At 42.6% G+C, this 25216-nt stretch carries 20 protein-coding genes and 3 tRNA genes; 17 read left to right on the plus strand and 6 right to left on the minus strand.

The window, feature by feature from the left end:
• Window positions 1-50: 50 nt before the first annotated feature.
• Window positions 51-1532, minus strand: coding sequence for an NAD(P)/FAD-dependent oxidoreductase (locus tag J4N23_RS13825; protein WP_207428151.1), 1482 nt, complete (start codon window positions 1530-1532; stop codon window positions 51-53).
• Window positions 1533-1630: 98 nt separating this feature from the next.
• On the opposite strand from J4N23_RS13825, the gene J4N23_RS13830 reads away from it, so the two are divergent.
• Genes J4N23_RS13830 through J4N23_RS13840 form a run of 3 tightly spaced genes read left to right on the plus strand, consistent with a single transcriptional unit; the run spans window position 1631 to window position 3061 of the window.
• On the plus strand, window positions 1631-2152 hold the full coding sequence (locus J4N23_RS13830; protein ID WP_207428152.1) for a hypothetical protein: 522 nt from the start codon (window positions 1631-1633) through the stop codon (window positions 2150-2152).
• Entirely contained in the window at window positions 2145-2828 is a 684-nt protein-coding gene (locus tag J4N23_RS13835; RefSeq protein WP_207428153.1) for a lycopene cyclase domain-containing protein, read from the plus strand. The genes J4N23_RS13830 and J4N23_RS13835 overlap by 8 nt, the downstream gene beginning before the upstream one ends.
• Window positions 2822-3061, plus strand: a complete 240-nt coding sequence (locus J4N23_RS13840) for a cytochrome b5 domain-containing protein (RefSeq protein ID WP_207428154.1) — start codon at window positions 2822-2824, stop codon at window positions 3059-3061. The genes J4N23_RS13835 and J4N23_RS13840 overlap by 7 nt, the downstream gene beginning before the upstream one ends.
• 55 nt (window positions 3062-3116) lie before the next feature.
• Here the strand turns inward: J4N23_RS13840 and J4N23_RS13845 are convergent, their stop codons facing one another.
• On the minus strand, window positions 3117-4040 hold the full coding sequence (locus tag J4N23_RS13845) for a PfkB family carbohydrate kinase (protein ID WP_207428156.1): 924 nt from the start codon (window positions 4038-4040) through the stop codon (window positions 3117-3119).
• An 80-nt stretch (window positions 4041-4120) separates the two neighbouring features.
• Here J4N23_RS13845 and J4N23_RS13850 point away from each other — a divergent pair.
• The 4 genes from J4N23_RS13850 (at window position 4121) to J4N23_RS13865 (ending at window position 6154) form a co-directional block, all read left to right on the plus strand.
• Window positions 4121-4194: transfer RNA gene (locus J4N23_RS13850), tRNA-Asn, on the plus strand.
• A gap of 28 nt (window positions 4195-4222) precedes the next feature.
• Window positions 4223-4296: transfer RNA gene (locus J4N23_RS13855), tRNA-Asn, on the plus strand.
• 302 nt (window positions 4297-4598) lie between these two features.
• On the plus strand, window positions 4599-5012 hold the full coding sequence (locus tag J4N23_RS13860) for a two-component system response regulator (protein ID WP_207428158.1): 414 nt from the start codon (window positions 4599-4601) through the stop codon (window positions 5010-5012).
• Window positions 5013-5197: 185 nt separating this feature from the next.
• Window positions 5198-6154, plus strand: a complete 957-nt coding sequence (locus J4N23_RS13865; protein ID WP_207428160.1) for an acetyl-CoA carboxylase carboxyltransferase subunit alpha — start codon at window positions 5198-5200, stop codon at window positions 6152-6154.
• A 52-nt stretch (window positions 6155-6206) separates the two neighbouring features.
• Here J4N23_RS13865 and J4N23_RS13870 read toward each other — a convergent pair whose 3' ends face one another.
• Window positions 6207-9248 carry a DUF2723 domain-containing protein gene (locus J4N23_RS13870; protein ID WP_207428162.1) on the minus strand — a complete coding sequence of 1014 codons (3042 nt, stop codon included), beginning with the start codon at window positions 9246-9248 and terminating at the stop codon, window positions 6207-6209.
• Between the two features lie 197 nt (window positions 9249-9445).
• Between J4N23_RS13870 and J4N23_RS13875 the strand changes: the two genes are divergently transcribed.
• The 5 genes from J4N23_RS13875 to J4N23_RS13895 all read left to right on the plus strand — a co-directional run bounded on the left by J4N23_RS13875 (window position 9446) and on the right by J4N23_RS13895 (window position 14501).
• Window positions 9446-9516 (plus strand) — tRNA-Gln (locus tag J4N23_RS13875).
• 60 nt (window positions 9517-9576) lie between these two features.
• Window positions 9577-10521, plus strand: coding sequence for a ribose-phosphate pyrophosphokinase (locus tag J4N23_RS13880; protein WP_207428164.1), 945 nt, complete (start codon window positions 9577-9579; stop codon window positions 10519-10521).
• A gap of 54 nt (window positions 10522-10575) precedes the next feature.
• Window positions 10576-11157, plus strand: coding sequence for a 50S ribosomal protein L25/general stress protein Ctc (locus J4N23_RS13885; protein ID WP_207428166.1), 582 nt, complete (start codon window positions 10576-10578; stop codon window positions 11155-11157).
• Between the two features lie 117 nt (window positions 11158-11274).
• Window positions 11275-11835, plus strand: coding sequence for an aminoacyl-tRNA hydrolase (gene pth / locus J4N23_RS13890; protein ID WP_207428168.1), 561 nt, complete (start codon window positions 11275-11277; stop codon window positions 11833-11835).
• A gap of 215 nt (window positions 11836-12050) precedes the next feature.
• On the plus strand, window positions 12051-14501 hold the full coding sequence (locus tag J4N23_RS13895; RefSeq protein WP_207428170.1) for an outer membrane beta-barrel protein: 2451 nt from the start codon (window positions 12051-12053) through the stop codon (window positions 14499-14501).
• A gap of 44 nt (window positions 14502-14545) precedes the next feature.
• On the opposite strand, the gene J4N23_RS13900 is transcribed toward J4N23_RS13895, so the two are convergent.
• Window positions 14546-15697 carry an adenylyltransferase/cytidyltransferase family protein gene (locus J4N23_RS13900; protein ID WP_207428172.1) on the minus strand — a complete coding sequence of 384 codons (1152 nt, stop codon included), beginning with the start codon at window positions 15695-15697 and terminating at the stop codon, window positions 14546-14548.
• 128 nt (window positions 15698-15825) lie between these two features.
• Between J4N23_RS13900 and J4N23_RS13905 the strand changes: the two genes are divergently transcribed.
• Both J4N23_RS13905 and J4N23_RS13910 read left to right on the plus strand, forming a co-directional pair.
• On the plus strand, window positions 15826-16170 hold the full coding sequence (locus J4N23_RS13905) for an ArsC family reductase (RefSeq protein WP_207428173.1): 345 nt from the start codon (window positions 15826-15828) through the stop codon (window positions 16168-16170).
• Window positions 16171-16267: 97 nt separating this feature from the next.
• Window positions 16268-18256, plus strand: coding sequence for a M1 family metallopeptidase (locus J4N23_RS13910; protein WP_242689238.1), 1989 nt, complete (start codon window positions 16268-16270; stop codon window positions 18254-18256).
• Window positions 18257-18285: 29 nt separating this feature from the next.
• Here J4N23_RS13910 and J4N23_RS13915 read toward each other — a convergent pair whose 3' ends face one another.
• Window positions 18286-18981 (minus strand): DUF2243 domain-containing protein, encoded by a 696-nt coding sequence (locus tag J4N23_RS13915; protein WP_207428174.1) that lies wholly within the window; start codon window positions 18979-18981, stop codon window positions 18286-18288.
• Between the two features lie 34 nt (window positions 18982-19015).
• On the minus strand, window positions 19016-21478 hold the full coding sequence (locus J4N23_RS13920) for a helix-turn-helix domain-containing protein (RefSeq protein WP_207428175.1): 2463 nt from the start codon (window positions 21476-21478) through the stop codon (window positions 19016-19018).
• A 576-nt stretch (window positions 21479-22054) separates the two neighbouring features.
• On the opposite strand from J4N23_RS13920, the gene rpsL reads away from it, so the two are divergent.
• From rpsL to fusA, 3 genes are all read left to right on the plus strand, one after another.
• Window positions 22055-22468, plus strand: a complete 414-nt coding sequence (rpsL, locus tag J4N23_RS13925) for a 30S ribosomal protein S12 (protein ID WP_207424095.1) — start codon at window positions 22055-22057, stop codon at window positions 22466-22468.
• Between the two features lie 13 nt (window positions 22469-22481).
• The gene (gene rpsG, locus J4N23_RS13930; protein WP_207428176.1) at window positions 22482-22949 is read left to right on the plus strand and encodes a 30S ribosomal protein S7; all 468 of its coding nucleotides are present in this window, start codon (window positions 22482-22484) and stop codon (window positions 22947-22949) included.
• Between the two features lie 94 nt (window positions 22950-23043).
• Window positions 23044-25149 carry an elongation factor G gene (fusA, locus tag J4N23_RS13935; RefSeq protein WP_207428177.1) on the plus strand — a complete coding sequence of 702 codons (2106 nt, stop codon included), beginning with the start codon at window positions 23044-23046 and terminating at the stop codon, window positions 25147-25149.
• Window positions 25150-25216: the final 67 nt, after the last annotated feature.

Raw genomic sequence — 25216 nt, forward strand, 5'->3', positions numbered from 1 at the left:
TTCTCCACGACGGAAGATATGTTTGCAACAAAGCTGTTGCAACACCTAATTTAAAAATTGCTAAGAGTTTTCAGCGCTTCCCTGGCCGCTACCTGTCCGGAAATAATAGCGGGTGGCACCCCTGGGCCCGGAATAGTAAGTTGACCGGTAAACAGAAGATTTTTTATTTTGGAAGATCGCATCTTGGGTTTCAAGAAAGCTGTTTGAAGAAGGGTATTTGCTAAGCCATAAGCATTCCCCTTAAACGAATGATAATCTTTTATAAAGTCGTCGAGGGCATAGCTTCTTTTCACTACAATGGCATCTCTGATATCTTCACCGGTTATCTCACTAAACTTCTCCATCAGCAGTTCAAAGTATTTCTCCCGTAAATTGGCGTCATCTTGTAGTCCCGGTGCCAGGGGAATCAGAAAAAACAGGTTTTCCCCGCCCTCAGGAGCAACGGTGTTATCTGTCTTTGAGGTGCAGGAAACGTAGAATAGGGGTTTTTCTGGCCATCTTGGATTTCCATAAATAGTATCAGCATGGTTATCTAAGGATTCATGAAAAAACAGGTTGTGATGCTTGATGCTGGGGATCTTCTTGTTAGTGCCGATATAGAATAGAAGGGAAGATGGAGACATGGTTCGTTTTTCCCAATATTCAGGAGAGTAGTTTCGTGCGTCTTTGGGCAGCAGCTTTTGATCTGTATGCTGATAGTCGGCATTAGAAATGATGAAATCTGTAGGAAAGGCTCCATGCTGGGTCACTATGGACCTTGCTTTGTCGCCCTCAATCAAAATTTCCTTTACCTCCTGATTCAACAGGATTGTCACCCCCTGAGACTGCGCAACAGCGACCATCGCTTTTACAATTTCATTCATCCCGTTTACGGGGTACCAGGTGCCGAGAACCAGATCAGCGTAGTTCATCAAACTATAAAGAGCAGGTGTGTTTTGAGCAGTCCCACCAAGAAATAACACCGGAAACTCAAGGATCTTGATAAGCTTTTCATTCTTAAAATACTTTCTGATATGCGATCGGATGGTAGTAAACATCTGAATCTTGAAACTTTCAACAAGAAGTTTTGGATCGAGGTATTCTGTGATTGAGTGGGAAGGACGGTAAACATAGTCGTTCATCCCCTTATCATACTTGTACTTTGCCTGTTCAAGGAACTGTTCGAGTTTTGCAGATGCCCCCGGCTCTATTTCTTCGAACAAAGCTTTCAAGGCTTCCAGTTCGGCGGGTACGTCCGTATAATAATCCCGCCCCCAATATACTCGGTAAGATGGTGAAAGCCTTATAAGCTGATAGAAGTCAGCAGTAGTTTTGTTAAAAAGCTTAAAATAGTTCTCGAAAACCTCTGGCATCCAGTACCAGCTCGGCCCCATATCAAACCTGAACCCATCTTGTTCCCAAATCCTTGCCCGACCGCCTGGCTGGTCGTTTTTCTCAAATATGGTAACTGAATGTCCTTCTTTTGCTAACAATGCTGCGGTCGTCAGACCGGCAAATCCCGCACCTATAACTGCAATTTTCGATTTACTCATGAGGGTGATGTTCAACCTTAAAGTTGCGGGACTGAAAATAGTTTTTAGTAGCGGGAAAACAAAAACTTATACTTGCGGCGTTTTAGGTAGAAAATTAAATGCAAATACTGGCACTCGTCATAATCGCTATTTCTGCTTTTTTAGGGCAGACACCCAGTTTGAAACAAGTACGGCAGCAGTACTATCAAGCCGTAACTAGCGAAGAGGTGGCGGATAGGCTACATAGCGAGCTTAAACAGCAAAAGCTGACGGATCCGGTACTGCTTGCTTATTTTGGAGCGACTCAATCTGTAAGAGCAAAACATGCCATCAATCCCTATAATAAGGTTTCATTCTTAAAAAGCGGTTTAAGGACCTTGCAAACGGCTGTATCACGTAGTCCCGAGAACCTGGAAATCCGCTTCCTGAGATTTAGTCTCGAACATTATTTGCCTTCCTTTCTTGGTATGAGTAAAAACCTGACTGCCGATAGAAAGAAAATGGTTGATTTGATCAAAAGACGAGAGTTCGGTGCTATTGATGCGACTCTTTTAAAGAATATCATATCCTTCATGAAAGAAACAAAACGATGCACAGCAGAGGAATTGGCTGTTTTAAACAGAGCTATCTCAAATGGATAATCAATACACATATCTGCTTATAAACTTCCTGACTATTATCTTTCCAATACTCCTGTCCTTTGATAGCAGAGTTCGTTTCTTTAGTAAGTGGAAGTTTATTTTCCCAGGCCTCTTCATCAGTGGGCTCCTATTTCTTTTTTGGGATTACCTTTTTACCATATATGATGTCTGGTCGTTCAATGATTCTTATGTGCTGGGGCTCTATTTTTTGAATCTCCCGTTAGAGGAAATCCTTTTTTTTATCACCGTTCCTTTTGCTTGCCTGTTTATATACGAGTGTCTTAACTATTACATTAAGCGAGATTTGTTGAATCCCTATCAGCAACTGATAACAATAGGCTTATTGCTCCTTTCTGTAGGGCTTCTAGTCTTCAACTATGAAAAAGTCTATACTCTTATAACATTTGGCTTACTGTCAGCACTCGCCATTTTTCTGCTGGTAAAAAAGCCGCCCTATTTGGGAAGATTTTATCTGGCTTACCTGGTTTCACTTTTGCCATTTTACATCGTGAACGGAGTGCTTACTGCTTTGCCAGTGGTGCTTTATAACGATATGGAGAACCTCGGTGTCAGAGTAGGTACTATTCCTCTTGAAGATCATTTTTATTCGCTGGCAATGCTTTTAATGAATGTTTTGTTTTTTGAATACTTCAGAAGAAAGGATGCAGCTTGGTAGATCAATTACCTGTTTATACCCGGTCGCAACTCGCTTTGCGGAACGGACAAGATAAGCCTGCTATTTGGATTGCTTATCTAGGAGTAATTTATGATGTCACGGAGAGTCGGTTATGGAGTAATGGCAAGCACTATGAGCATTGGGCGGGACAAGATTTGACTGAGGAGTTGATGGATGCACCCCACAGTGAAGCCGTTTTTCAACGATTTAAGGCGGTAGGGCGTTTGGTCTAGCGGGGGGAGGAAGAGACTGCAGCTGTTTTCCGGCCGCAGTCTCCGCTTAATCAAACTAAAGTTGTTCTATTTCAAAACTACTTAACTGAACGAAATCCTGAATCCGCTCTGAAACTTCTTCCTGTGTCAGATTCTTAATTCTATCCGTTCCGAACTTTTCCACGCAAAATGAAGCTAACGCAGATCCGTAGATAATCGCGTTCTTCATGTTATTGAAATTGATAGTTCCCACTTTTGCAAGGTATCCGATAAATCCACCCGCAAAGGTATCACCAGCTCCAGTTGGGTCAAAAACTTCAGCTAAAGGCAGGGCCGGAGCTGAGAAGATTTTCTCTTCATTAAACAGTAAGGCACCATGTTCACCTTTTTTGATGATCAGGTATTTTGGTCCCATTTCCAGGATTTTTTTAGCTGCTTTTACCAGGGAATACTCGCCCGAAAGTTGTCTCGCCTCTGCGTCATTGATGGTTAAAACGTCTACCAGTTTTAGAGTCTCGAGCAAATCATTCAGGGCTACGTCCATCCAAAAATTCATGGTGTCTAGCACAATTAGTTTCGGACGCTTTTTCAATCGCTCGATAGTGGTTTTTTGAATTTGAGGAGTAAGATTTCCTAATAGAAGGTATTCACAATCCTGGTACGACTCTGGAATAATCGGATCAAAATCCGCCAGAACATTGAGTTCTGTGGCAAGGGTATCGCGACTGTTCATGTCGTTGTGATACTTTCCAGCCCAGAAAAACGACTTCTCACCCTGCTTAATTTGCAGGCCTTCCACATCTATTCCGTGATTTTTAAAATCTTGAATTTCTTCCTGGTGGAAGTCATCGCCAACCACTCCAACAATCTTTACCTTATCATAAAAGTATGAAGCTGAAAGACTTGCGTAAGTAGCAGCTCCACCTACAATTTTATCTGTTTTGCCGAAAGGAGTTTCAATAGCGTCAAATGCTACTGTACCGATAATTACTAGACTCATATTTTTTAAAAAAAGTGCTCACAAATATTGGATTAATAATTTTAAATCCCGAATATTGCAGTCCCAAAACCGGAAAAGATTCCTGAGTAGCTCAGCCGGTTAGAGCATCTGACTGTTAATCAGAGGGTCGCTGGTTCGAGCCCAGCCTCAGGAGCAAAAGAAGACATATTACAACCGGATACTCCTGAGTAGCTCAGCCGGTTAGAGCATCTGACTGTTAATCAGAGGGTCGCTGGTTCGAGCCCAGCCTCAGGAGCAAAATCACAAGCCGCGTCAGCGGCTTTTCTTATACCCGTCGTCGTTTTTCTCTTTTCCGTTAATTTATTTGAACGTATCTATTTTTTGTTACATTTGATACATTAACCAATAGGTGTGGGCCTGACACTTTTACTGAAGGGAGCATTTTACTTGTCGGGGGGGGACGCCTTCAGAAGTAGAATTTTAAGCTAGAAGGAAAATAAATTAAAAAAGGAGGAGGATTTTGTAACTCCACCAGCTTCCCGGCCGTTTAATAAATGTTCAAACAGGTATTTTTTTACCTAACCAATTATCTCAACAATGTCGAAAATCTTTATCATAGACGATGACCTCAGTCATCATCGCTTAACCGAGGTCCTAATTAAGAAGTATGGTATTTTTGAGAACTTCATCAGCTATACCAACCCGGAGAGGGCGATGGTAGATTTGATTGAAGCATCCAAAAGATCAGAAGGGCTTCCGGACGCAATTCTACTAGATCTGAATATGCCTGGTTTCAACGGCTGGCAATTTCTCGAGCGATTTGTTAAGGTAGAAGAAGCTGCACAGAAGGAAGTGCCTGTTTATATTGTAACCTCTTCAATTGATCCGAATGATTCGTTTCGTTCCCAGGAGTATGCTGTAGTAAAGGGATTTTTCTCGAAGCCTATTTCTCCGGAAACTCTTAAAAAGATTGCCTCTATGAACACCAGTACGACTTCCTCGGAGGGCTGACATCCTCAGGTCTTGACTCTACCTGTGATTAACTAGAGTAAAGGTTGCCCTTGGGAGGGGACGAACTAGCCATTATATTAAGATTTACGGGCATGCTTGATCTTGCCTGGGGAGCTCTTCTTAAAAACCGTTTTCCATTACGGCGTTAAATTTCCTAACTTAGCCCAATTTGTTAGAGATTGCGAATGAAAACATCCTTTGATTTTGAAAAACCGATAGCTGACCTTCAGCACCAGATTGACAAGGTAAAGCAAGTGGCGGAAAAGACAAAAGTGGACATGTCTGCTACCCTTGCTGAACTGGAAGCAAAACTTGAGGCAGCTAAAAAAGAAATATATAGCAACCTTACAGGCTGGCAGCAAGTCCAGATTTCCCGCCATCCCGAAAGGCCATACACGCTCCAGTATATTGAAATGATATGTGACGATTTCATAGAACTTCATGGAGACAGAACAGTGAAAGATGACAAAGCGATTGTTGGTGGCTTTGCTACGATAAACGGGCAAACCGTAATGGTGATAGGTCATCAGAAGGGTACTAACACCAAACTTCGACAATATCGTAATTTTGGTATGGCCAATCCAGAAGGATATCGGAAAGCACTCCGCCTTATGAAGTTGGCAGAGAAATTCAATAAGCCTGTGATTACTTTCATTGATACTCCGGGCGCTTTCCCAGGGCTCGAGGCCGAGGAACGCGGACAAGGGGAGGCGATAGCACGTAACCTGTTAGAAATGTCAGTATTGAACGTGCCTATCGTATGCTTCATTGTTGGTGAGGGTGCTTCTGGAGGTGCCTTGGGTATAGGGATCGGTGATAAAGTCTACATGCTGGAACACACCTGGTATTCCGTAATTTCTCCTGAATCCTGCTCTTCTATCCTATGGAGAAGCTGGGATTACAAAGAAAGGGCCGCAGAGGTATTGAAGCTGACCGCTGAAGACATGTATAAGAATAAACTGATTGACGGCATTATCCCGGAACCTCTGGGCGGTGCTCATCAGGACCCACAGCAAATGGCTGAAACACTTAAAGCTAAAATACTTGAAGATATCCAGGCCTTAAAAAGTGAGGACATTAGCAAGGTGGTAAATGACCGAATTGAAAAATTCTGCTCGATGGGAGTTGTGGTAGAACAATAAACAGGCAGTCTAATAAAGCAAAAAAAAACCGGGAAAGCTCCCGGTTTTTTGTTTAGTACCCTGTCAAAAACTTGCTCTCGAGTGCCTGGAACTTGTTTCGCAATGAACTAGCTACTGCAGGCTGTTTATTAGCTTCGGCTGTCTTGATCATCTCGTTCAATACCGATATTCCCAGTTGAACGTCGTTGGTAGACAAGTTTGGTCTTATCCCCGTTGAGATCTGGTGGACATAGTTTAGTTCTCTTTCGATATAAGAAGCCAAGCTTTCCATCAGCTTATTGGCCTTCGCTGGCTCGTTGACCTTATACAATAGATCCGCCGTGTAATATTTGTGTAATATGTAATAGAACAGGTAGTTTTGTTCTGGTATCACCTCCTGTGCTTTTTGCAACACCTTTTTAGCTTCTTCAGTCTTACCTTCGGCTAAGAGCTTCTCGGCAAGAATGTTAAAGCTTTTAATGATAGTAGCAATCATCCGGGTACTCTCGGGATCCAGATAGCTTGCATTCTTCATGTTACCCCATACAAACTTGTTCATCACGTTGTTGTACATGGCGGGGGTATTGATCAGCTCCTGCTGTTCTTGTCTTGCATTTGTTGAATCAGCTACTTGATTAGCTGGCTTTAATGGTAACAGGCGATATGCGAACCCTTCATTGTACAGATACTTTTGAAGACCGATATAATTATCAGATGGGACAGTTACCGCAAAGTAAATAGGCCTTTCCCAGTTGTTATGAGCTAAGATATCGAGCATAGCCAGCTCAGATTTGGTGATATAGTTTTTGTTGTAGGTCCACTCGAGACTAGCGGCGATGCTATCTCTTAATTCTGGTCGTACTGTATTAGTTGCAAGCACGCGCTGTGGATTTACCGTAAGTTTGAAATTCTTTGTTGGAAGAATGTTCTCTTTGCTGCCATCCTGCATCGGCACCTTATCGTTGTCGTTATCTGAGGTGATCACCTCAAATAGCGTCTTTAACTCAACCGCTCCCTCAATTTTATAGTCGTAGTACCTGATCACATCCCGCACACCCTGAACAAACTTTTCATTAGGCATTGTTATCGGAAGCGCTGCGGCCTGGTTAACTTTTTCTTTCATCTGACGGATATACCAGTCGGTTCCTAACAGACTCAGATTTACAATCCGAACATCTGGCCGAATGTTTTCTACTTCCTGCGCATACCATAGGGGATAAGTGTCATTATCTCCATAAGTAAACAGAATAGCATTAGGCGCACATGACTCCAAATAATCGATGGCAAAATCACGTGCAGTTCGTTTGTCTGACCGGTCATGGTCATCCCAGCCGCCTTTCGCAAGTAACACCGGTGCTGCTACAAGACAGAGGACAGTAGCAAGGGATGCAGCGGTTACGCCGCTGGTTTTCTTTGAAGCCCATTCTGAAAGCGCCGCTACGCCGAGGCCTATCCATATTGCAAACGCATAAAATGACCCTGCATAGGCATAGTCCCTTTCCCGCGGCTGCAATGGATTCTGATTAAGGTATAATACAATAGCGAGTCCTGTGAAGAAGAATAGCAAGGCAACAACCCCAGCATCTTTTTGATTTCTGCGGAAATGCCAAATCGCTCCAAATATTCCAATAATAAGGGGGAGAAAATAGAAACGGTTATACGCATCATTTTCAGCGATACTTGGAGGTAAATTATCCTGCGATCCTAAGCGTAAGGCGTCCAGAGGTTTAATACCGCTCAGCCAGTTTCCTGAAGTGAAATTACCGTGACCCTGATCGTCGTTTTGTCTGCCTACAAAGTTCCAGAAGAAGTACCGGGCGTACATGTGTCCTACCTGGTAGGTGAAAAAGAACTCAAGATTTTTGCCGAAGGTAGACTGTGTTCCTTCAGGGATTCTTAACCAGTCGCGATAGAAACTGACGTGCTGTGGGTCCTGACTGTAAATTCTCGGGAGTAGGGTATTTCGGTCGTATACGGTCTCGAATTTTTTTCCGGCAACCTCATATTTTTCTTCTCCCTGGCGGTAGATATTTGCTCCCTCTTTATAATCAATCGGTTCTGAATCAAAATATTCTCCATACATCAAAGGGCGGTCGCCGTACTGCTCACGGTTAAGATAGCTTAGCAACGCAAATACGTTATCCGGGTCGCTATTATTTAAGGTAGGATCAGCTTGGGCGCGGATAACGATAAGTGCAAAAGAGCTATATCCGATAAGAATAAACGTAACACATACCAGTGCAAGATTAAGAATCGGCTTTGATCTTTTGATTGAATACAAGATTCCATAGGTTAATCCTCCAATAACAAGAAGCGCGAACACAATCACCCCGCTTCCAAATCCTAAGCCAAGAGAATTGACGAAAAAGAGATCAAAATAAGCAGCGGACTTAACGATGTACTGGATGATACCGTACTGGATAACTCCCAGAATTAGCACACCTACAAGTAAGGCTATCACCGTCCCATTGGTGCTGATCTTTTTGCTTCTTCTGAAGTAATATATTAAAGCAATTGCTGGAATAACAAGCAGGTTAAGAAGGTGCACACCAATGGACAAGCCCATAATATAAGCGATGAAGATCAGCCATTTGTCTGCCCCCGGTTCATCCGCATGGTGGTCCCACTTTAAAATTGCCCAGAAAACAATAGCAGTACAGAGTGAAGACAAGGCGTATACCTCTGCTTCTACTGCAGAAAACCAGAATGTGTCGGAGAAGGTGTAAGCCAGGGCTCCTACTAAACCAGAGCCCATAATTGCAATCAGTTTAGCTGTCGTTAAATCTTCTCCTTTTTTCCATAATACTTTTCTTGCCAGAGCGGTAATGGTCCAAAAAAGAAATAGAATGGTAGCTGCACTGGCTAATGCAGAACTCATATTCATCCAGAAAGCAACCTTAGTATTATCTCCTCCGGCCAGCAGAGAGAAAACTTTTGCAATCATGATAAACAGTGGAGCACCTGGTTGGTGAACAATTTGAAGCTTATATGCTGATGCTATAAATTCCCCTGTATCCCAAAAGCTGGTAGTTGTTTCCAGCGTTAATGTATAGGTTATAGTAGCTATCAGAAAGCAAACCCATCCAAGTAAATTATTTAGTCTTGTGTAATTCATAAAAGTATACCTCAAACGATATGGAAGCCGAAAATAGTGAATCTAAATCAATTAGCAACCGCGAAGGTAAGGCTTTAACATATTTTAATACCGGCCAGAAAATGGGCATCAGAAAAAAAATAAATTTCATTTGCACTTTTTAATTTATGCCTCTATATTTGCATTCCGTTTGGGAGACATAGTTAACCACGGTGAATTGCCCGATAGTATAAAGGTAGTACAACTGATTTTGGTTCAGTTTGTCTAGGTTCGAATCCTGGTCGGGCAACTAAAAGAAAGCTCGGATTGTGATAGCCACAATCCGAATTTTTTTTAAACTCTATATCAAATGCCACAGCAGTTTAATCCTGTAAAATTGTTTGCCGGTTCTGGCTCAACTGCTTTAGCCGCTAAAATAGCTGAGTGTTATGGTAAAGAATTAGGAGATGTAGTAATCTCCCGATTTAGTGACGGAGAGTTTCAGCCATCTTTCAATGAGACAGTTCGAGGGTGCGATGTTTTTCTAATCCAGTCTACCAATCAGCCATATGATAATTTAATAGAGCTACTATTGTTAACTGATGCTGCAAAAAGGGCTTCAGCACATTATATTACAGTAGTGGTACCTTATTTCGGAATGGCAAGGCAGGATCGGAAGGATAAACCCCGGGTTGCTATCGGTGCAAAACTTTTTGCTAATCTGATAACAGCTGCTGGTGCAAACAGGATTATGACGATGGATTTGCATGCAGCGCAGATTCAGGGGTTTTTCGATATTCCTGTGGATCACCTTGATGCTGCCGTGATCTTCGTTCCATATATCAAGAGTTTAAATCTTCCAAATCTCACCGTAGCATCTCCGGATATGGGGGGATCATATCGGGCACGTACTTTTGCTAAGTTTTTCAACGCAGAGGTAGTGATTTGTGATAAGAGGAGAAAAAGAGCAAACGAAATTGAGTCGATGTCGATTATCGGGGATGTAACCGGAAAAGATATCGTCTTAATCGATGACATTTGCGACACGGCGGGTACACTTGCGAAGGCTGCCGATTTAATTATGCAGAACGGAGCAAGCAGTGTAAGAGCGGTATGTACGCATCCGGTATTGTCTGGAAAGGCGTATGAAACCGTGGAGAACTCGGTATTAACTGAGCTAATCGTTACCGACACAATCCCGTTGAAGCAGCAATCGCCAAAGATCAGAGTGCTTTCTACAGCTGAGTTATTTTCAAAAGCAATAGCGAATGTGAACGAGCATGGGTCTATCAGCGAATTGTTTAAGGTAGATTAGAAGGTCATTAATACAACCAGTGAATTTAATTTTTAAATTATAATTTTTAATAACATGAATACTATCGCTATTAGCGGTTCTCGCAGAGAGAACGTAGGGAAACGCGACGCTAAGGAACTGCGTTACGAAGGAAAAGTACCAGCAGTTTTATATGGTGGAAAAGAACAAACTCATTTTGCAGTTCTTGCAAGTGATTTGAAACCATTAATCTACAGTGCTGATGTTCACTTTGTGGAAATCAATGTAGATGGTGTAGCAACTAAAGCCATTGTTCAGGATGCTCAGTTTCATCCATTAACAGAACAAGTATTACACGTTGATTTTTATCAGTTAGATGAGAATAAGCCAGTAGTAATGCAGATCCCTGTTAAATTAACCGGAACTTCACCTGGCGTTAAAATGGGGGGTAAGCTTGTTCAGAAATTACGTAAACTACGTGTTAAAGCACTTCCTAAAGATATGCCTCAATTTGTAGAAGTAAGCATCGAGCCATTAGAAGTAGGTAAATCAGTACGTGTACGTGATTTGAAATTCGAAAACTTCGATATTACTAACACCCCTGAGGATACAATCGTATCTGTTACTACATCTCGTGCTCTTCGTCAGGCTGAGCAGGAAGCAGCAAGAAATAAATAAACTTAAAGTTCACAAGAGTTTAAAGCAGTACTTCGGTGCTGCTTTTTTTTTACCCCTTCGTTGCCTGTATATTTGGAATAGCTTTTTCAATTTGCAGGATCGTTTTACTTTTGTCTCATGAAATATCTGATCGTCGGTTTGGGCAATATTGGTTCTGAATATGCAGATACCCGGCATAATATAGGTTTTATGATTCTCGATGCTTTAGCAAAAAAGGCGGGAACAAGTTTTGCAAACCTCCGATTAGCGTATTATACTGACTACAGTTTTAAAGGTAGGTCGCTGCATCTTATCAAGCCTACTACCTATATGAACCTTAGTGGCAAGGCTGTTAATTATTGGATGCATGAACTAAAGGTTCCGGTTGAAAATATTCTTGTGTTGGTGGACGACCTAGCCTTACCGTTTGGAACCATTCGCTTAAAACCAAAAGGAGGCAATGCCGGCCATAACGGATTAAAAAGCATCGAAGCATTGGTAGGTGGGCAGAATTACCCGAGGCTGCGGTTCGGTATTGGTGATAATTATCCTAAAGGAAGACAGGTTGACTACGTACTGAGTAGTTTCGATACAGATGAAGTTCCGGAACTCCCACAATTAATTGATCGATCTATAGAAATGATCGAAAGCTTTGTTAGCGTAGGCGTGGAGCTAACGATGACTCGATTTAATAAATAATTTATGGATTTCTAAACCTAAACTCATCTACTTTTTTGATTGCCTGTAACTCTTGAAAAAATCGTGCGTCTTATAATCAGAAATAACATTATTTAACATTTAAGAGGAAAAAGAAACCTTAGATTTATGAACTAAGTTTTTAGTTGGGTCGGGTCGGTTCAGTAAGCAAGCTAGGAATTTAGCCAACAGTATTGTAACAATAGAACTGTACCTATATGAACCTAAATGTAGTTAGAAGCTTGACCGTTTTTTTCAGCTTCTTGTTTATCGTCCCAGCCTACTCCCAAAGCTCAAATCCCACCTATCAAATTAAGGGAGCGGTAGTTGATTCCGCCTCGGGGAAAGCACTTGAATACGTTACTGTTGCCTTAAAGTCCGCAGATAATAAGCCTGTGAAGACCGCCCTCACCTCAACGAAGGGTACTTTTAGCTTCGCTAATCTCCAGAAGGGTACTTACAAGTTAAATATTATTTCAGTAGGCTATAGGGGGATATCGAAAGAAGTTAGCCTCGATGGTAGCAGCACTAGTTACGATGCTGGTAGTTTACGCCTGGCCGCCCAGCAAAATCAACTTAACGAGGTAAGCATCACCGCAGACCGGCCTCTCGTGAAACAGGAAATTGATAGAATAGCCTACGATGTGCAGGCGGATCCGGAGAATAAGGTAAATAACGTCCTTGATATGCTTCGAAAAATGCCATTGGTGTCAATTGATGCAGACGATAATATCCAGGTGAAAGGAAGTGGCAGCTTCAAGGTGTTGATCAATGGCAGACCGTCTTCGATGGTTGCCCGAAGTCCAAAAGATGTTTTTAAAAGTATGCCGGCCAGTAATATCCAGAAAATAGAGGTAATTACTACTCCTCCGGCTAAATATGATGGAGAGGGAATAGCAGGAATTATTAATATCATCACCAATAAAAAGGTTGATAAGGGCTATAATGCGTCTGTATCGACTTCGTATAACGCCCCCTACGGTCCTGGATTAAACGGACAGATAACCGCAAAAGGAGAAAAGTTTGGAGTATCTTCCTACTCAGGAGGAAATTGGAGGAACACACCCAATACCAACTTTTCACTTCTGAGAACCTCACTTTCCGCGAACGCCACCCCAACCGGCAGCCTTATTACTTCCGGCGAGCGGGAGAACAGAAATAGCTACCGTTATTCTAACGCGGAGCTAAGCTATGAAATTGATACGCTCAATCTGATCACGGCGGAGCTTGGTTATAACGGAGGGAACGGTAATAATAATAGCCTGCAGCGCATTGAAGAGAGTGCCGGGACAGGTGCCAGGGGATATCGTATTGATAACACCAGTGGCTATGACTGGAGAGGCTATGAGCTGGGACTGAACTATCAATTGGGCTTTAAGCGAAATAAGGAACAGCTGCTGACAGGCTCGTATAAGTTTAACAGTGAAAAAGAGGAAAGTATCAGTGACTTCTTTTCGACTAATTACTACGGCTACCAGCCATCAGAAAAGACACCGAATAATGGTCGTAATAATACTTCGGGAGCGAAGGAGCAGACTATTCAGCTGGATTACCTGCACCCTGTGAAGAAAGTAAATGCCGAAGCAGGTTTGAAGCTCATCTTACGTAATAATTTCAGCGATTACGAATACGGCATTTATAATGATGAAAATGATTTTGTGGTTAATGAAGCGATGTCGAACAACTTCGATTATCGTCAAAACGTTTACAGCTTCTACAACTCTTATCAGCTAAAGCTGAAAGATTGGGGAGTAAAGGCGGGGCTTCGTCTGGAGCGAACCCTAGTAGATGCAGACTTTGTCTCTTCTAAATCCTTCTTCAAAACAGATTATAATAACCTCATCCCTTCCGTTTCCCTGCAGCGCAAGTTTAAAAACAACAGCAGTATAAATTTAGGGTACACCCAAAGAATACAACGGCCCAGCATTTGGCAATTGAATCCGTTTGAAGCGCAGTTTAACGAGAATTTTACCCAAAGGGGAAATACACAGTTGAAGCCGGTTTTAAATCATAGCTTTGAACTTAGCTACAGCATCTTCAAAAAAGCATCCATCAATTCCGGTTTAAGTTATTCCTTCGCCAATAACACCATTCAGTATGTGAACCGATTAGATGGAAAGGTGAGCAGGGCCACCTTTGAAAATATCGGTGAAAACAAGGATTTCGGCTTTAACCTAAGTACGAATCAGCAGATAAAAAGCTTCAATTTTAATGTGAACGGTCGACTGTCTTATGTGTTTATGGAAGGAGTTATTGATGGAGCGTTACTTAAGAACGACGGGATGCAGGGAAATATCTACGGATATGCCGGTTACAAGTTTAAAAATGACTGGAGAGCTGGGCTGAACGGTGGTTTCTATAGCGCCTGGATAACTCTGCAGGGGCAGTCGAACCCTTACTACTATACTTCTGCAAGTCTTTCCAAGGAGCTCCTGAATAAAAAGTTGACGCTGTCAGGCTCGGTCAGCAATCCTTTCCAAAAGTTCAGGACCTGGAGAAATGAAACTTATGGGACGTTGTTTACCCAGTCGGAATTGTTTCAGAATTACTACAGGAGCTTTAAATTTAGCGTTAATTATAAGTTCGGGCAATTGAAGGATCAGATTAAGAAAGGAAAAAGAGGAATAAATAACGACGACGTCTCCGGCGGTAAAGGCGGGGGGAATTAAAACTTTAAAAAAGTCAAGGGCCCTCACTGAGGGCCCTTGACTTTTTAAGTATTATCTTTTCTTCGGATTTTGATTTTTATAGAGTTTTCCAAAGGTTTTTCTGATACGAAGATTAAGTATCCTCCACCTCCGGCTCCACTCAGTTTCCAACCCGCTACTTTATCCTTGTAAGCTTCAATTTGTCTTAAGATATCGTCATTCACCATATTAGGAAACATAGCGATCTGAGCTTCGAACGAGTCGGTAAAGTATTTTCCAAAAGCGATGACGTCTCTGGCCTGAATAGCTTTCCAGCAATTCTCTGCTGCTTCCGATAGTGCTTTTGCTCCTTCTTCGGTGATATTGGTGTTGTCAAGTACCGAATATTCAGAGGTGCGAGGTCCGAGCGTTACCAGGTTCAGATGAGACTCAATCCACGTAAGTGTTTCTTCATCGCAGATTGACTCAATCTGGTCTGGCCAGTAGGAACCGGTGTAGTATAAGCGATTCAGTCCCGGCAAAACAATTCCTAAAGCATCTTGAGAGCCTGCAACTTCCTTCGTTCCTGGCGGGTTTTCATACGTGAAAAGTATTTTTGCCAGCTTTTCCCGGTCACCGGTAGGGATTTCTGTTCTCCAAAGCTCAATAGCTTTATTTCTTGTACTGGAAGACATTCCACTCCGGTTATTAAATTCGATTGTAGGTTCTATGGAGATCGTTAGAACAGGGCCCGGGTAATATTTGGACACGAAAGGCTGATCTAACCAACCTCCGGCAAGGTCTATACGGAAGGGAATCAGACATTCTGTACGTAAACTTGTCGTAGACCGAGGTGGCAGGTTTTCGTGTGGAATTCGCTGCATAATGCGGTATTCGATCTTCTTCTCCCTACATATTTCTTCTTTTGCGGGCGTTGCGCCATCTTCATTTACCAAAAAGATGTCCGGTTTAATTTCCTCTAGTTCCTCGATGAAATCGATAATGCCAAAACCCTTGTTCACTCTACATGCCTTAATACCAGCCAGTGCTTCGATCATGTATCTTCGTTCAGCTTCCGGATTAACGGGATATCTTCCTTTAAGTTGATAAACATTTTCGTCGTTGCCGATGCAAACGTAAACTTCTCCCAGCTTGGAAGCCTCTTTTAAAAATGCAACGTGCCCACTGTGTAATAAGTCGAAGCAGCCCGTTACCATTACTTTTTTCGCTGAATTCATTTTTTGTTGTTAATTCTTAAGCTTTTGTCGAGCAAATTTAATCTAATTTTCAAGAGTTGGATCTCTAGTTTTTCTGTTACAAAACCGTGGTAGCTGCCTGTGCCAATAATTTCTGTTAAATTTGATGGATGAAAGTTTACGGAATCAAAAACTGCGACACTGTAAAAAAAGTTTTAAACTGGCTCAATGAAAATAAGGTGGAATACGAGTTTCACGATTTTAAAAAGTTAGGCATTTCGGAGGAAAAGTTGGAAGAGTGGAATGCTAAACTGGGTTGGGAAAGCCTTTTGAATAAAAAAGGAACTACCTGGAAAAAGTTAGACCCAGAGGCCCAAAACAGTGTGGTAGACGCAAGGTCAGCATATCAGCTAATGATGGATAAAACGAGCGTTATTAAACGTCCGGTAGTAGAAAAAGGAGAGGCGCTCGTTCTGGGTTTTAATCCTGATGCCTTGGAAAACCTGGTTCGATAGTACTAAAACTTCCTTCCAATAGTTTAATTACAACGTGTTCCCGCCGTTTATAAACAATTCTCCGCGGGAAGACTTTTATAGTACTCAAAAGCACAGTATGAATACATTTAGATATTTCTTCGGCATGGTGCTGGTTCTTTGTTATGCCAGCCTTTCTCATGCCCAACAGGTTGATCCGCAAAAATTACAGATTTCTTCTAACTACGATTATAATGCAGCATTCGGCGCTGGTTTTTATACGACCAGTGGTAATCAATACCGATCGGCAAGTGGTAAGCCAGGGCCTGCCTACTGGCAAAACCGTGCTGACTACAAAATTTCGGTGCGCTTGAATGAAACCACCAACGAGATTTCCGGGTCAGAAATTATCACCTATACGAACAACAGTCCGGACGAACTCGATTTTCTGTGGCTGCAATTGGATCAAAACCTATTTAAGCAAGAATCCATTGGATCTGCTATAGTACCTTTATCCGGCAGCCGAAATGGTGCTCGGGGCCAGCAGTTTGACGCCGGGTTCAAAATTAAAGCAGTAAAGCTTGTGACTAGCGGCGCGGAAAAAGATATGGAGTACTCCATAAACGACACGCGGATGCAAATTATCCTTCCCCAGAGTTTAAAGGCACAAGGGGGACAACTAAGATTTAGGGTCGACTTTTCCTTTATTGCTCCAACCTACGGCTCAGACAGGATGGGGGTGTTGGAGACCAAGAATGGGAAGATTTTTAGCGTAGCACAGTGGTATCCCAGAATGTTCGTGTATGACGATGTGCGGGGCTGGAACGTTCATCCCTATACAGGTCCAGGCGAGTTTTACCTTGAATATGGGAACTTCGACGTAGATATTACAGTGCCGGCCAATCACCTGGTGGTAGCTTCGGGGGAACTGCTAAATCAGCGGGAGGTATACACGCCAGAGCAGATACAACGCTGGCAGCAAGCTGCGACAAGCGAAAGCACTGTGTTTATTCGCACAGCTAAAGAAGTAGGGAGTGCAGAGTCGCGACCAAAAGGGAAAAATGAACTTACATGGCGTTTTCGGATCGAGAATTCGAGGGATTTTGCCTGGGGGGCATCGTCTGCTTTCATCATTGATGCGGCCCGTATTAACCTTCCAAGTGGTAAAAAATCTTTAGCGATATCTGCTTACCCAGTAGAAAGTAGTGGAAACGCGGGATGGGGAAGATCTACTGAGTATGTAAAAGCTTCTATCGAACTTAACTCGCAAAAATGGATGGAATACCCATATTCAGTGGCTGTAAACGTAGCATCTAACGTTGGAGGCATGGAATACCCAGCTATCGTTTTTTGTAATTGGAAAGATAAAAATGCTTCTCTTTGGCGGGTTACAGATCATGAGTTTGGCCACATCTGGTTTCCAATGATTGTTGGCTCAAACGAACGAATGCACGCTTGGATGGACGAGGGCTTTAACACCTTTATCAATACACTCACCAGCGAAGCCTTCAACAAAGGCGAGTACAAAGAACCGAAAATGGATATGCACCAGTGGGCTAAGGTGATAACAGCACCTCATCTAGAACCCATTGCTACTAGTCCGGATAATATGAAAGAGGCGAACATAGGTTTATTGGCTTATTATAAACCCGCTATGGGGTTGACCATCTTGAGGAACGAAATCCTAGGGCCGGAAAGGTTTGACCGAGCGCTGAAGGAGTATATAGAACGTTGGGCGTACAAACATCCCACACCGGATGATTTCTTCCGCACAATAGAAAATGTGGCTGGCGAGAAGCTCGATTGGTTTTGGCGGGGCTGGTTCCTTAACAACTGGAGCTTCGATCAGGCGATTGTAGCAGTAAATTACGCCAAGAATAATTCAAAGAATGGCGTTCTCATCACAGTGGCTAATCTACAGAAGATGCCTATGCCAACTGTTGTAGAGATCAAAACTAAAAGTGGAAAGACTAGCAGGGTAAGGTTGCCTGTAGAGGTTTGGGCTCGAAATCAAGTTTGGACGTTCCAGGCTCCCACTACTGAAGATATAGTTTCCGTAACGCTCGACCCTGATCACGTGTTGCCTGATAGCGACACATCAAATAATGTTTGGAAAGGAAAAGATTGACAGTAAAGCCGGTGTATCAGCCGGCTTTCTCATTTAAATGAGTTTCGGAGCCTGCCTTTTTTAATTATCAATAGTGCCACCACCAGCATCAGGATTGAAAAAGCTAGAAATCCAAAATTCCAGCCATCGACGTACTCTGTGATTTCACGAACGTTATGTAGTTTCAGCAGATAGTGATCCGCCACTCCTTCCACTATATTAAATATAGCCCATCCCAACAGTAAGCCGCCAGCAAATAGGCGGTCTGAAATTAAGGTATCCTGCCTTTTTGCGATTTTCCATAGCAACACAATTCCAATCACGGTAGCCAGAAAACAGAATGCATGAAAGATCCCATCCCAAAACATATTTACATTCTTTGCTTCCAACGTTACTGGCGGAAGTGAGTTAGACAACATTTGATGCCACTGAAGAATCTGATGGAACACGATCCCGTCTACAAACCCGCCTAAGCCAATACCTATGGTACAGGTCGCGGCAATGAGTGGAGCGGTCCTTATTGTCATGTTCTCGTCCCTCTTGTTAGACAACTCTCTTTTGCCTGCAACGAATGCAAGCATTGCAACGATCAATCCTAACACCAAAAAAGGTGAGATCATGAAAAAGAGATTTGGAAGAAAGGAGCTGTTAAAGATGGCTTGTTGTAATCGCCGGCTACACGTAGTGCAGGCATAGGTGGGGACGCCGGCTAACAGTGCAAGGAGGCTAAGAGACGCATTTTTCATGGTTACGGTTTAGCCTGTTTAACAGCACTCTTGGCTATTGGGTTTCCATCAGTTGAATATACTTCCCCGCCGCCCTTAATTCGCTATATGTTACTTCTTCTCCTAAAGCAGCTTTAGCTTCATTCAGAGAGATTGTTTGATTCTCCTGAAAAAACTGTATAATCCGCTTCGCTTTCTCTTCAGGTATAAGATCATAGAGTTGAACATCTCCACTGGCAATAAAATGGCTGAGATGCCCCTCGATCGTAGAAGTGGTCAACCCTCGTTCTTGCGCTATCTGCTCAACTGTTTTGCCAGCCTTAAACAGTTCCAGGCTCATTTTTTTTGTGTCAGTCTTTGGCTTTTCTTCTCTCGGGATGCCCAGGGTTGAAGACTTTCTCTCAACTCCGTTCTCCCTGCAATAGGAGCTGATAAGTTCAAGAATTTCTGCTCCTAGCTGTTTGATTTTTTGTTTTCCAAAACCTTTTACCTGCTCTAGTTCTGAAAGGCTTATCGGCAGGATAGCGGTTAGATCGGCCAGTACTTTTGAAGGCAGTACGAGGTAGACCGGTACCTTCCTTTCCCGTGCTAAATTGTCTCTCCAACTTTTAAGGGCTGTGTACAGATCAGGATGTGCGATAGTTGAGGGTGGAGCAACAGCCGTATTTGCTGCTTTTATGGGCTTTGCTGAAAAGTCGATTTCTGCATTAGCTTTGGTCTTGAGGTAGGAGAGGGTGTCAAAACCGTTAATGCAGAGCTTATGGCATTCCAGTTTAACTATAACTTCTTTTGCTAAATGTTCAGTCGCTTCCGCGATAGCCTTTTTTACAGCTTTATTATCGGTTTCAACTGATAGTTGTTTTATGGGCTCCAAAAGTAATTGTTCCACCTTGGCGGAGAAATAGCCTGAAGCCTTCTTCACGCGATCCTGAAGTGATAAATTATCTTCGGGGAGCTCCTGTTCTGTCAGAATCCGCTTAAGTTCCCGCTCAAATGTCTCGGCGACCTGGTAAATCTCTTTATCTGCCTGCGTTTTTATTTGATTTAAGTCCTCATTCAGCGAGCCGGTGAGCAGATGATCGTTCTCTTCAACCTGCTTTTTGAGATAGAAGAAGCGGCTTTGGACGGGCTTAAAGCTGAACAGCTCGTATAGTAAAGACTGTTGGAAGCTGATTTTGGATGTCAGGAGCGTTTCTTCCCCCGGGCGGTTTTCGTCAGCTTTCCGGTTATATTCGGCTACAGTCGTATCTGTTTTTACACTATGTAAAGTGATGGGTGAACTGAGTACCATGCCCTCAAAACTCTTGCAGCGACTCAATGCAACATACACCTGACCGTGAGCGAAGGAAGAACTTGCATCAATGATCGCCCGTTCAAAAGTGAGTCCCTGACTCTTGTGGATGGTGATAGCCCAAGCCAGTTTCAAAGGGTACTGTATAAAACTCCCGATTACTTTTTCTTCAATTACTTTTGTTTCCGGGTTGAGCTCATACTTGATGTTTTGCCATTCGGCCCGCGTCACTTCAATTTCATGATGGTCTCCCGGGCATTTTACATAAATGCTCTCTTCTGTGATGCTGCTAACTTTTCCAATCTTGCCATTGTAGAATAATTTCTCCCGAGAGGAATCATTCTTAACAAACATGACTTGGGCTCCCACCTTAATCTCTAAGTCGACCACCGTTGGGAAACTATATTCCGGGAATTCGTTGTTCACTGTTGCGGTGAAAACTCGTGCCGCTTCTTTCAGCTCGCGTAGTTTTCCTTGATTAATATCATTCGCGGTAGCATTGTGGGTAGTTAGCGTGATATATCCTTCTTCGTCTGTATGCGTAAACCCGGGGATGAATCGCTGATTCAGCTCATTTAAAACGGTCTGATCAATTCTGTTTTCCCTTACATTATTCAAGAGATCAATAAAGTGTTGATCTGACTGGCGGTAGATATGCTTTAACTCAATAGAAATGGGCTGTGCAGCCTGCAAGGCTTTGCTATTGAAGAAGTATAAGTTAGGATAATAAGGACGGAGTACTTTCCAGTCATCCTCCTTTACTACAGGCGATAGCTGATGGAGGTCTCCGATCATTAATAATTGTACTCCTCCAAAAGGCTTATGTCTGTTCTTGAATCTTCTCAATATTTCGTCAATTCCATCCAGCATATCTGCCCGCACCATACTGATCTCATCAATCACCAAAAGATCCAGGCTTTGGATTAAATTGATCTTATCCTTGGTAAATCTTTTCTGATGCTCGTTGTTGATGCCATTATTCGCATTCAGGCTTTTAGCAATAAAAGGCCCAAAGGGCATTTGGAAAAAAGAGTGGATGGTAACACCACCTGCATTGATGGCGGCAACACCGGTTGGAGCTACTACTGCCATTCTTTTAGCAGTTGTTTTTTTGAGATGATGTAAAAAGGTAGTTTTTCCTGTTCCGGCCTTCCCTGTTAAAAACACATTCCTATCAGTGTATTGAACGAAATTGTAAGCCAGTTCTAATTCGATGTTCTTCGGCATAGTGCTAGGTTAGGTTGTAAAAAATAGAAATTGTCATGTCGCTACCGAAACCAAAGTTAGTAATCTTCTTCAGGAATGCTATGAATTTTAGTAATTTTTAATTTTCGATACTCCTAGGGAAAGTGCTTCTAGGTTGCAAGAAGAGCGAAAGAACGTTGTTAGATTAGTAAGGCTTCGAAGAAAAAAGAAGCTGCTGAATTGCATTTGCAGGGGAGCGGCTTTCAGTGTTTATAATTCATGTTGAGCTTTGTTGCGTAGGAGGTGGGGGAGGAAAAAAGCTTGCTTACCGCATAGTGTTCAAGTGTCCTGGTTCCCTTTATACGCCTCTTTAGAGAACGGTTCGGTGCTACGCTCTGCTCGTTGAGGAATTTGTTTGAGGGATTAATCGCTGATTGCTAACAAATTTTGAGGGTACTTTACTACCAGGTGTTTCCGATAAGCAGCTAAAAAGACTCCTTTCCGGGAAAGATTATTTTTTCATTAACCTATTGATAATCAAAATTAACTTCCCTACTTTTGCAGTCCCATTTTGGGAAAAGAATATTTAAAGCAATTTTAAAAACTAAAAAACAGTAAATGCCTACTATTCAACAATTAGTTAGGAAAGGTAGAGTAGCTCTGGAGGATAAGAGTAAATCCCCAGCGTTGGACAGCTGTCCACAGCGAAGAGGCGTGTGTACCCGTGTATACACCACTACCCCTAAGAAACCAAACTCAGCAATGCGTAAAGTGGCCCGTGTTCGTTTAACCAACGGAAAAGAGGTGAACGCTTACATCCCTGGTGAAGGACACAACTTACAAGAGCACTCTATCGTGTTGATTCGTGGCGGTCGTGTGAAAGACTTACCAGGTGTACGTTATCACATCATCCGCGGTGCACTAGATACTTCTGGTGTTAACGGAAGAAATCAACGTCGTTCAAAATATGGTACTAAACGCCCTAAACCAGGACAGCCAGCGGCGGCTCCTGCAAAAGGTAAAAAGAAATAAGGAGGATTAAGAAATGAGAAAGTCAAAACCAAAAAAACGCATTATCCTTCCTGATCCTAAGTTCAATGACGTGATGGTTACACGTTTTGTGAACAACATGATGTACGACGGAAAAAAATCTGTTGCTTACTCTATTTTCTATGACGCAGTTGAGCTGGTAGAAAAAAGAACTAGTGAAAGCGGTTTAGAGGCATGGAAAAAAGCATTAAACAACGTAATGCCTGCTGTTGAGGTTAAATCTCGTCGTGTAGGTGGTGCTAACTTTCAGGTTCCAACTGAAGTTCGTCCTGAGCGTAAAATTGCTCTAGGTATGAAATGGTTGATCCTTTACGCTCGTCGTCGTGGTGAAAAAACTATGATGGAAAAATTAGCCGGTGAAATTATCTCTGCTTCTAAAGGCGAAGGTGCTGCAGTGAAGAAGAAAGAAGATACTCACAAAATGGCTGAGGCGAACAAGGCGTTTTCACACTTCCGCTTCTAATAAAAAAGGATTACATCGATTGATAATGACTACACCGATTACGCGTTTAACGAGAATCGGTGTAATCGTTTAAAAATCAAAGAAATCATATAAAATGGCAAGAGATCTAAAATTTACTAGAAATATTGGTATCGCTGCTCACATCGATGCTGGTAAGACTACCACAACTGAGCGTATCCTTTATTACGCAGGTGTGAACCACAAAATTGGAGAGGTGCATGAAGGTGCATCAACAATGGACTGGATGGTTCAGGAAGCAGAGCGGGGAATAACCATTACTTCTGCTGCTACCACTGTATTCTGGAACTACAGAGGAAATAAATATCAAGTGAACGTAATCGATACTCCGGGGCACGTGGACTTTACCGTTGAGGTGAACCGCTCTCTTCGTGTATTGGACGGACTTGTATTCTTATTTTCGGCAGTTGATGGTGTTGAGCCTCAGTCTGAGACTAACTGGCGCCTTGCTAACAACTACAACGTACCTCGTATCGGTTTCGTTAACAAAATGGACCGTTCTGGTGCTGACTTTTTGAAGGTTGTTAAACAAGTACGTGAAATGTTAGGAAGTCACGCTGTGCCTCTTCAAATACCTATCGGTGCTGAAGACCAGTTTAAAGGTGTGGTTGACCTGATTAACTTCCGTGGTATTGTTTGGAATGAGCATGATAAAGGGATGACCTTTACCGAGGTGCCAATTCCTGACGATTTGATCGATGAAGCAAACGAGTGGAGAGAAAAACTTCTTGAAGCAGTTGCTGAGTATGATGAGTCATTAATGGAGAAATTCTTCGATGATCCTTCTACCATTACTGAGCGTGAAGTTCTTGATGCATTACGTCAGGCTACACTTGCTGGTAAAATCGTTCCGATGACTTGCGGTTCATCTTTCAAAAATAAAGGTGTTCAAACTATGCTTGACTATGTGATGGAATTACTTCCTTCACCAATGGATCAGGAAGCAATCACAGGAACAAACCCTAACACAGGAGAAGAAGTTTCTCGTAAACCAGATGTAAATGAGCCCTTTGCTGCTCTTGCATTTAAGATTGCAACTGACCCATTCGTTGGTCGTCTATGTTTCATCCGTGTTTATTCCGGAAATCTGGAAGCAGGTTCTTACGTATACAATACTCGTTCTGATAACAAGGAGCGGATCTCTCGTATTTTCCAAATGCACGCCAACAAGCAAAATCCTATCCCTAACGTAGGTGCTGGTGATATTGCTGCGGTAGTTGGATTTAAGGATATCAAAACAGGAGATACTCTTTGTGATGAGAAAGCACCTATCGTTCTTGAGTCTATGCAGTTCCCTGAGCCGGTTATCGGTTTAGCGATCGAGCCTAAAACTCAGGCCGACATGGATAAGTTAGGTTTGGCTCTTGGTAAATTGGCTGAAGAGGATCCAACGTTCGTTGTAAAAACAGACGAAGATACTGGTCAGACAGTTATTTCCGGAATGGGTGAGCTTCACTTAGATATTATCATGGACCGTTTGAAACGTGAGTTCAAAGTAGAAGTTAACCAGGGAGCTCCTCAGGTTGCCTATAAAGAGGCTATCACTGGTACTGTTCAACACCGTGAAACTTACAAGAAACAAACTGGTGGTCGTGGTAAGTTCGCTGATATCCAGGTAATCATTTCTCCTGTTGATGAAGGTAAAACTGGTCTTCAGTTTGTAAATGAAATCGTGGGTGGTGCTATCCCTCGTGAATACATTCCTTCTGTTGAGAAAGGATTTGCTGCTTCCATGTCGAACGGTGTGCTTGCAGGATACCCTGTTACAGACATGAAAGTTCGCTTGATCGACGGATCATTCCACGCAGTCGATTCAGACTCATTATCTTTCGAAATTGCAGCTCGTTCTGCTTTCCGTGAGGCATTACCAAAATGTAAACCTGTGTTAATGGAGCCAATTATGAAAATTGAGGTTCTTACACCAGAAGAAAACATGGGTGATGTAATGGGAGACTTGAACCGTCGTCGTGGCCAACTGCAAGGTATGGACACTCGTAACGGTGCGCAGGTTATCAAAGCGTTGGTGCCACTTTCTGAAATGTTTGGTTATGTAACTCAGTTGCGTACTATCACTTCAGGCCGTGCTACTTCTACCATGGAGTTTGATCACTACGAACCAGCTCCTAAGAACGTTCAGGACGAAGTTGTTGCGAAAGCAAAAGGTAAGTCTGTAAACGCCTAATTAAGGTAAAATCAGAAAGGTAAAAGGTGAATGCTTTTTACCTTTCAAAAGATAACATCAGGTGTAA

It is taken from the genome of Pedobacter sp. SYSU D00535 (assembly GCF_017355855.1).
Lineage (GTDB): Bacteria > Bacteroidota > Bacteroidia > Sphingobacteriales > Sphingobacteriaceae > Desertivirga.

Coding starts and splice junctions, on each gene's coding strand:
- J4N23_RS13915 (WP_207428174.1), bottom strand. CDS start 18,981: ATGAAAAATGCGTCTCTTAGCCTCCTTGCACTGTTAGCCGGCGTCCCC.
- J4N23_RS13880 (WP_207428164.1), top strand. CDS start 9,577: ATGCCACAGCAGTTTAATCCTGTAAAATTGTTTGCCGGTTCTGGCTCA.
- J4N23_RS13825 (WP_207428151.1), bottom strand. CDS start 1,532: ATGAGTAAATCGAAAATTGCAGTTATAGGTGCGGGATTTGCCGGTCTG.
- J4N23_RS13905 (WP_207428173.1), top strand. CDS start 15,826: ATGAAAGTTTACGGAATCAAAAACTGCGACACTGTAAAAAAAGTTTTA.
- pth (WP_207428168.1), top strand. CDS start 11,275: ATGAAATATCTGATCGTCGGTTTGGGCAATATTGGTTCTGAATATGCA.
- J4N23_RS13845 (WP_207428156.1), bottom strand. CDS start 4,040: ATGAGTCTAGTAATTATCGGTACAGTAGCATTTGACGCTATTGAAACT.
- rpsL (WP_207424095.1), top strand. CDS start 22,055: ATGCCTACTATTCAACAATTAGTTAGGAAAGGTAGAGTAGCTCTGGAG.
- J4N23_RS13865 (WP_207428160.1), top strand. CDS start 5,198: ATGAAAACATCCTTTGATTTTGAAAAACCGATAGCTGACCTTCAGCAC.
- J4N23_RS13830 (WP_207428152.1), top strand. CDS start 1,631: ATGCAAATACTGGCACTCGTCATAATCGCTATTTCTGCTTTTTTAGGG.
- J4N23_RS13885 (WP_207428166.1), top strand. CDS start 10,576: ATGAATACTATCGCTATTAGCGGTTCTCGCAGAGAGAACGTAGGGAAA.
- fusA (WP_207428177.1), top strand. CDS start 23,044: ATGGCAAGAGATCTAAAATTTACTAGAAATATTGGTATCGCTGCTCAC.
- J4N23_RS13910 (WP_242689238.1), top strand. CDS start 16,268: ATGAATACATTTAGATATTTCTTCGGCATGGTGCTGGTTCTTTGTTAT.
- J4N23_RS13900 (WP_207428172.1), bottom strand. CDS start 15,697: ATGAATTCAGCGAAAAAAGTAATGGTAACGGGCTGCTTCGACTTATTA.
- J4N23_RS13920 (WP_207428175.1), bottom strand. CDS start 21,478: ATGCCGAAGAACATCGAATTAGAACTGGCTTACAATTTCGTTCAATAC.
- J4N23_RS13870 (WP_207428162.1), bottom strand. CDS start 9,248: ATGAATTACACAAGACTAAATAATTTACTTGGATGGGTTTGCTTTCTG.
- J4N23_RS13860 (WP_207428158.1), top strand. CDS start 4,599: ATGTCGAAAATCTTTATCATAGACGATGACCTCAGTCATCATCGCTTA.
- J4N23_RS13895 (WP_207428170.1), top strand. CDS start 12,051: ATGAACCTAAATGTAGTTAGAAGCTTGACCGTTTTTTTCAGCTTCTTG.
- rpsG (WP_207428176.1), top strand. CDS start 22,482: ATGAGAAAGTCAAAACCAAAAAAACGCATTATCCTTCCTGATCCTAAG.
- J4N23_RS13835 (WP_207428153.1), top strand. CDS start 2,145: ATGGATAATCAATACACATATCTGCTTATAAACTTCCTGACTATTATC.